A 6,236-nucleotide genomic window follows, 5' to 3' on the forward strand; every position below is an offset into this window, starting at 1 on the left:
TGCCTGATCCTGACAGTGCCATTGTCTTTAGCTATGTGGCGCAGAATGATGATGAGGTCACTATCCGAACCGGCTCTGTGTCTGTGGATGATATGACCTTCCGGCATACCGTCGAGAAACCCGGCATTAAACCCGGCTCGATGACGGTGACGTATGTTTCCTCTGGTGAGAATAAAACCCTGACCGATCAGGCCAATGGGCTTCTCACTGGTGATGGTAACGGAGCTATTCACTACGCTCCCGGCGAATTGAGCTTTAAGCTGGATTTTCTGCCGGACAGCGGCACCGAGATTCAACTGACCTATGAAGAAGGTGCCGGTGGCGAGGTGATTGTCTCGGTTGATGGACAAGGCGTTATGAGTGGCACCATTCCCGGCGCTCCATTGCTTCCCGGTTCTATCCAGCTGCAATTTCTGGTCGAGCAGTTATCCAATGTGCCGAGCGAAACCAGAAACGAGGATGACTGGACAACCTATGAAACCACCCGGAATGTGGCTAAACAAATCAGCGACGATACAACGGGTGGCTGGCGTGGGGTGACAGGCAGCATTGATTACCAGACCGGGGCGTTTAACATTCTGGCGTTGGAGCAGTACAGCTATCCTGAATACGTCATCAAGCAGACGTTTAATGGTTACGTTCGAAAACTGGACGTAACCAACACCTCCAAAACCCAAACCTTTAACGGCAGCACCATTACGGCCATTGCACAGGCGAGCAACCTTGCTCATGCACCGTATAACGAGAACATTACCTCACCAGAACTGACCATTGATCTGCTGCCCTTGATGGACAATACCGTCCTGCTCCCCGGCAGCGTGATCTTTGAATGGAACGGTGAAACCTATTTTGATCGCGACGGTTCTCTCTATAAAAACCTGAGCACTGAAACCAACGCCGGGGTTCAGGTCGGCAGGGTTGACTACAGCGGAGGTATGGCGACACTGGCGAGCTATCCAGAGGGATCGGTCATCACCGCAACCATTCAGGCAGCGGCCACCGTTGGCGTTGGTTTTAAGATTGATGCGGTCGCTTTCCGTACTCCCGGTGCTCCGATCCGTCAGGGCAGTTTGCAGCTGACAGCGGTTCGGGTGGATAACGGGGAGATTATCACGGCCACGGCGGATTTTAATGGTGAGTTCAATACCGCAGAAGTGGTCGGAAAAATAGACGTAACCACAGGCTGGTGTGAGCTTCAGTTTACCGATGGCAGCTCTCCTGAAAAGACGCCGATCTACGTTATCCCGCAGAGTGTTCGTTATAACTGTGTCGTAGAAACCAGCTTGCCGCTCGATGCGGAATTGATCGGGCTCGATCCGGTTCGTCTCCCTCCCGATGGCAAGGTGCCTATCTATCGTGCCGGGGATATTGTGGTCATCAGCCACACGGCAAGCACCGATGCAGGTACACCAACCGCCGGTCAGGTGATTAACCTGGCTCGTGACCATCAGGCAGAAATCGTGGTGGAAGATAGCAGCGGGGCTGTGCTGGCCAGCGACCAATACACCGTCGATAGAGAGGCTGGAACCGTTACCTTTGCCGATCCGTTGAGCCTGATTGATGCTGGCAGTAACCCTCTATCTGCACCTTTCACTATTAAGGATCGGGTCGAGCACATGAGCGTGTTAAGTGACGTTCAGATCAACGGCGACCTTTCTATTATTTCGCCTGTCCCTTGGGATTTACCCGCAACCGAAGCCACAGTAAGCAGTGCGGTCGTGTATGGCGATCTTCAGGCGAGAGTAAAAAACTTTTTCAGCCAGAAGGTATGGGATAACGGCGACCCGAACTGGACAGACAACCGGATCGGTGACCAGACCACCGCCCAATACAACACCATCAACTATCCGGTGGAAACCACCAACAAAGGTTCGATTTACGGGAAGTGGGCGATCATCTTCACCAGTGGTTCAGCCTTTCAGATTGTTGAAGAAAAGCTCGGGATCATAGCAACCGGCACCACAGCCTCGGACACCGCACCCATTAATCCGGAAGCAGGCGTGCCTTACTTTACTCTGCGAGCCGATGGTTGGGGCAGCGGTTGGGCAGTGGGCAACGCTATCCGGTTCAATACCGATGGATGCCTTGCGCCGGTCTGGATTTGCAGGACAGTGCTTTCAGGTCAGGGAACAGAAACCAATGATGATTTTACGCTTCAAATCAGGGGGGATGCTGACTGATGCCGGTTCAATACTACAGCTGGAACGATTCAGGTGCCCCGGAGTTTAAGTATTTAAGCGGTGGTTATGGCGCTTATAAAAATTCCATCATAGAAGTACTCGATGCGATTTTAGTGACCGGATACGGCAGTAAACCGGGATTTGGCTGGACAAAGGAAATGACCTCGACGGTGCCGGACAGTAACCGCACCGTGTACAAAAATCATTCAGCCCATCAGGACGATATGTACCTGATCGTGGAGTCTGACGGTAATCAGCAGCAAGGGTTCAAAATGCAGATTGCCGATGTTGTGACCAGCCCGGAAAGTTACGCGGGATACAGCCAGATCGCTGCCGTGACACAAACCCACGGTGGCACACAACGCTGGCACGCCATCGGCGATGAACGAACGCTGATCTTTGTCTTTTACAGCGGTTATGTGGACACCCTCTCAGCCGGTTATTTCAACCGGTACGGTCCCGTCGCCATTTATGTCGGCGACTTTGAGGTGGCTGCTGGCAGCAATCCCAAAGCGTGGGGATTGGTTGCTCCGAATATGTATCCGGGAACCCTGGATAACGAAGGCAGTTACAGTGTAGAGACTCATGGCTCTTTTAATCTGTCCACCACAGCCAGCAACAATGCCAATGACCGACCGGTGACACAAGTGCCGGGGGAGTTATGGAGCGAAAGTGATATTCACTCCATGACCCAGTTCTTGATGGCAGATTCGCCTATTTCCTACAACTACACCGAAAAAGACATTGCTACGTTTGAGAGTGCTGTTCAGCTGCGATCAGAAGCGTTTTTGATTCTGGATTATCAACACAGCTTTCGTCTTCGGGGGGTATACAGTCTGTTCCCATGGTTGAACCAGAGTAATAGTTCATCCGGCAGAAACTTTTGTCAGGTTGTCACAGTAGAGGGTGAGGATTACTTCACCATCAAGCGAGCGAGAAACATCAATGACAACATCAACTGCTTTGTGAAACTGACGGGGGAGTGGTGATGCAGGAGTGCCGAATTGAGCAGCTGAGCATACCGAAGCCCTACAACACTACTGTTGCTGCAACGCTCACCGTGGATGGCTTGCCCTATAACGGTGTTGTTGAACTCTATCAGCCCTTGAATACCCGTTATCTGGTAGCCACCAAAGCGGACAATGGACAGATCGTGATGAAGAACCTGCCAGCCTTGCTGGCGGATAAAAACCTCTGCCTGCTGATTACCCACGAAGGGCGACCGTTCAGCAGTGAGTTGATTACCCCGGATAACGTGGTGGCCTATGAACTGGCGATCAGCACCAGTGGAGGCGGTGGTGCGCCAACCGGTGATCCTGCCACCATCAGCGGCAAAGTAGAACGAGTGCTGGATAATCAGGCCGAACCCGCAGCAAGGCAACTGGTGGCCATTGAGCATAAGCCCGATGGTTCATGGTCAGTAACTGGGGATACCACCAGCAACGCAGAAACCGGCAGCTATACGCTGGACGTGCTGACCGAAGGCGGCGATACCTTTGTACTGGCAATAGACGAATACGGTGTGCCCTTTACCGCCACCGCTTCAGTTGTACAAGGTGATCTGATTCATCCAACTGTTCCTAATGGTCACGTTTACCGGGTCGAAGTTGGCGGCACCTTACCCGCCACCGAACCGGAGTGGTGGATTGATACCGGCACGACTCACACCCGCACCATTGAAGGGGATATTACCCTGCGAGCCATTCCTTTCTATCGGCCTCTGGCACACGGTCCCATCAAAGCAGAACCCTTGCTATGAGTTATGAGGTTCCTACCGACAGCGCAGAGTTCCGGTGGACCGGGGCTCCCTATGCCGTGTCATCGTCGGCTATTGCTGACTTTTCTTTTGACGGTAAGGGGCTGATTTATTTTGCTCCGCCTCCCGGATTGGTTCGCCCTTATGAAAGTCAATGGCAAGGGGCGGTCAGTCGGCAGCAGGGCTTTTCTGCGATCTATGCCAGCAGTCGCCCTGTTAGCACTACCCGGCAGCAAACGAGCCAGCAGGCAAAGCCTCTGGAAGCCACACCGTTCGGAGTATTTTGGGGAGCGGTGGCGAAAAAGGAAGTTGAAGTCGGTTTTAGTCATGGCCAGAGTCAGAAGAAAGAAGTGTCAACCGGCGGCCGTTGGCAGCAGCCAGAACCCAAGGAAAGCGGCAAGCAGAGTGCGTGGGATAAAAGCATTCAAGCGCAGGATCAGGGGCAGGCCTCCCCTTGGAATCATCCAACGGAGCGGGATAGCAACGTTTCTGAAGGCATGCAGTCGGTTGATTTATACGGCTCAAGAAAGTGGAAAAGCCCTGCTTACATTCATCCACTGCAACCGCTGAACTTTACCTTTCAGGATCGGGAATATCAGCCGCAGGCTAACGGCTCGGTGTTTTTCCAGATTGGAGCCTTTGACGAAGAACCCGCAGCTGTCCCCATTGATAGCCAACGGCGCTTTATCTTCCAGAGCAACCGAGCCGAGGATCAGCCGGTCATTTTGCCGTGGGGTATCGGCCAGAAAGCCAAGGATGAGAGCGTAACCGGCAACTATGGCGGTGAGACAGACCCGAACATTATTGTTAAGCCGGAGCCAGAGCAACCAGCGATCAGGGAGAGTTATCTGCTAATGAATATTATCACCACTGTCGTATTGCCTGCCCGGACACCGCTCGAACTGCCATCAATGGAGATCAGTCTGGATATTGATAGCTTCTCATGGAGCTTTACCGGAGAGCTTTGGGGCGCTTCCAATATCGCACTGGTGGAACCGGACGAGAATGGTCCAAAACAGATCGAGGTGGATATCAACGGCTGGAAGTGGATCTTCATTATTGAGCGTTACAGCACAAACCGACGGTTCGGGGATGAGCGTTACACCCTTTATGGCAGCAGTCGAACGCAGCTTTTGGCATCGCCTTATGCGCCACAGCGAAGCAAGAGCAACAGCGCCAACCTCAACGCCAAACAGGCCATTACCGAAGAACTGACTAACACTGGCTTTACGGCAACCTACCCTAACCTGAACGACTACAGCACACCCGATTGGATCATGCCCGGAGGTTCGTTCAGCTATCAGAACCAGACCGCTATGCAGGTCGTGGCCAAGATCACAACTACAGCTGGATCGGTGATCATCCCAAGTCGTGATAACGACCAGGTGAGCATTCAGCCCCGTTATCCTGCCAGCCCTTGGCACTGGAATACTGCCACAATGGATAAGATCGTTCCGGCAAGTATGGTCATTAGCTTGAGTGCCAACTGGCGGCCAGAGCAGGCTTACAATGCGGTTTATGTTTCCGGCACCAATGCAGGCGTTGCGGTCAACGTCAAACGAACCGGAAGCAGTGGCAATAATCCTGCTCCCGATATTCTCGAAGACTGGCTTACCGAAACGCAGGTCAATACCGAGCGTGGCCGAAATGAGCTCGCCAAGGGTGGCAACCAGAGCATTACCACCATCGAGCTACCATTGACGGACACCAACACCGCACCCGGGTTAATTGAGCCGGGTATGCTGGTCGAGGTTCAGGATATAACGGGAAACTGGCAAGCCCTTTGTCTGGCGACCAGTATCAGTGCCAGTGGCGTGGGAACCGTTATTCAATCGGTTGATTTAGAACGTCACTATTAGAATTAGTGCCCGGATAAACGGAGGAGTCGTCCGGGACTTTTGCAGCTGCTGGATATGGATTAACAGCAGGCACATTTAAAAGAATAGCACAGGGAAAAATAGCAATGGCAACCACCAATATCTGGCAACAATTTAAGGCGCTCTTACCTGAAGGCATCAGAGTTATCGCCACCATTGCAGCCAACAACGGTAATGGCACCAGTCAGGCAACGCTCCGTGATGGTTCGGTCATTACGGTCAAGGGAGAGTCAATTTCTACCGGACAGAAGGCATTTATTCAGGATGGGGAGATAAAAGGTACTGCGCCGAGTCTAGCGCAGTATGAGGTAGAGGTTTAATCAATATCAGCAATGCATAATGGTCTGTTGTGTTCATCGTAAAATGTCATCAAAGGTTCAAACGCTACGGTATGAGAGACTTGAAAGGGGGTATTTTGACGAA

Annotated in this window: 5 protein-coding genes; all 5 read left to right on the top strand. The window is 52.4% G+C overall.

The window, feature by feature from the left end; genetic code table 11:
- Window positions 1–2,180: hypothetical protein (locus tag AK963_RS33550; RefSeq protein ID WP_202969850.1), on the top strand; the 2,180-nt coding region annotated here is incomplete at its 5' end.
- Window positions 2,180–3,169 carry a hypothetical protein gene (locus AK963_RS24325; RefSeq protein ID WP_066017983.1) on the top strand — a complete coding sequence of 330 codons (990 nt, stop codon included), beginning with the start codon at window positions 2,180–2,182 and terminating at the stop codon, window positions 3,167–3,169. The genes AK963_RS33550 and AK963_RS24325, both read left to right, overlap by 1 nt.
- Window positions 3,169–3,939, top strand: coding sequence for a hypothetical protein (locus tag AK963_RS24330; RefSeq protein WP_066017984.1), 771 nt, complete (start codon window positions 3,169–3,171; stop codon window positions 3,937–3,939). The genes AK963_RS24325 and AK963_RS24330 overlap by 1 nt, the downstream gene beginning before the upstream one ends.
- Window positions 3,936–5,795 carry a hypothetical protein gene (locus tag AK963_RS24335; protein WP_066017985.1) on the top strand — a complete coding sequence of 620 codons (1,860 nt, stop codon included), beginning with the start codon at window positions 3,936–3,938 and terminating at the stop codon, window positions 5,793–5,795. The genes AK963_RS24330 and AK963_RS24335 overlap by 4 nt, the downstream gene beginning before the upstream one ends.
- Window positions 5,796–5,899: 104 nt before the next feature.
- The gene (locus AK963_RS24340; protein ID WP_066017986.1) at window positions 5,900–6,133 is read left to right on the top strand and encodes a hypothetical protein; all 234 of its coding nucleotides are present in this window, start codon (window positions 5,900–5,902) and stop codon (window positions 6,131–6,133) included.
- Window positions 6,134–6,236: the final 103 nt, after the last annotated feature.

The sequence above is a fragment of the Endozoicomonas atrinae genome, assembly GCF_001647025.1.
GTDB classification, from domain to species: Bacteria; Pseudomonadota; Gammaproteobacteria; order Pseudomonadales; family Endozoicomonadaceae; genus Endozoicomonas; species Endozoicomonas atrinae.